Source organism: Pseudomonas sp. GM21 (genome assembly GCF_000282215.1).
GTDB lineage: Bacteria > Pseudomonadota > Gammaproteobacteria > Pseudomonadales > Pseudomonadaceae > Aquipseudomonas.
Window position 1 is genome coordinate 1 of sequence record NZ_AKJS01000055.1, and the last position, 1235, is coordinate 1235.

Genomic DNA, 1235 nt, shown 5'->3' on the forward strand with positions numbered 1-1235 from the left:
TGTAGTGGTCTAATGAAACCGGACACCCATTTAGGCGAGAATGCTCGCCAGATCGAGGTGTCAGATGACCAAACAACGCCGTTCCTTTTCTGCTGAATTCAAACGCGAGGCTGCCGACCTCGTGCTCAAGCAAAACTACAGCTACATCGAAGCCAGTCGTTCACTCGGCGTCGGCGAGTCAGCCCTGCGCCGCTGGGTCGATCAGGTTCAGCAGGAGCGCCAAGGCGTCACTCCACAGAGCAAAGCGCTGACCCCGGAACAGCAGAAAATCCAGGAGCTGGAAGCCCGGATCGCCCGCCTTGAACGGGAAAAATCGATATTAAAAAAGGCTACCGCGCTCTTGATGTCGGAAGATCACGAGCGTACGCGCTGATCAATCAGCTGAGCGTCCATGAGCCGACTGATTGGCTGTGCAAGGTGTTTGAAGTCCCCCGTTCGTGCTACTACGCCCAGCGCCTTCGGCGCCGCACGCCAGATGTCGAACGGCTTCGGTTACGCAGTCGGGTGAGCGAGTTGTTCACGCAAAGTCGTAGTGCAGCGGGCAGCCGCAGCATCCTGTCGCTGATGCGCGAGGACGGTGAGCAGCTCGGTCGATTCAAAGTGCGCAGCTTGATGCGCGAGCTTGATTTAGTCAGTAAGCAACCCGGATCGCATGCCTACAAAAGAGCGACGGTAGAACGACTCGATATCCCGAACACCTTGAACCGCGAGTTCGATGTCCCAGCCCCCAACCGAGTGTGGTGCGGCGACATCACCTACATTTGGGCCCAGGGGAAATGGCATTACCTGGCGGTCGTGCTGGACCTTTGCGCGCGCCGGGTGGTGGGCTGGGCGTTGTCGGAAAAGCCGGACGCCGATCTGGTTATCAAGGCGCTGGACATGGCTTACGAGCAACGAGGAAGGCCTCAAGGCCTGTTGTTTCACTCGGATCAAGGGTCGCAGTATGCGAGTCGTTTATTTCGCCAGCGGCTATGGCGCTATCGCATGCGCCAGAGCATGAGTCGCCGGGGAAATTGCTGGGACAACGCGCCAATGGAACGCGTGTTCCGCAGCTTGAAAACCGAATGGGTGCCGACTCTGGGTTACAGAACGGCTCAAGAAGCCCAGCGCGATATCAGCCAATTTTTGATGCATCGGTACAACTGGATTCGACCCCATCAATTCAACGGTGGGCTGGCGCCAGCTCGGGCCGAAGAAAAACTTAACGTCGTGTCCGGGATTAGTTGACCACTACA

General features: G+C 57.5%; 1 protein-coding gene. It reads left to right on the forward strand.

Going from position 1 to position 1235, the window contains the following annotated elements; genetic code table 11:
- Nucleotides 1-64: 64 nt before the first annotated feature.
- Nucleotides 65-1227, forward strand: a protein-coding gene (locus PMI22_RS30405) for an IS3 family transposase (RefSeq protein ID WP_085984694.1) whose coding sequence is annotated in 2 segments (ribosomal slippage) — nucleotides 65-320 and nucleotides 320-1227 — 1164 coding nt in all. Because the reading frame shifts where the segments join, the coding sequence is not laid out codon by codon here.
- The last annotated feature ends 8 nt before the right edge of the window (nucleotides 1228-1235 follow it).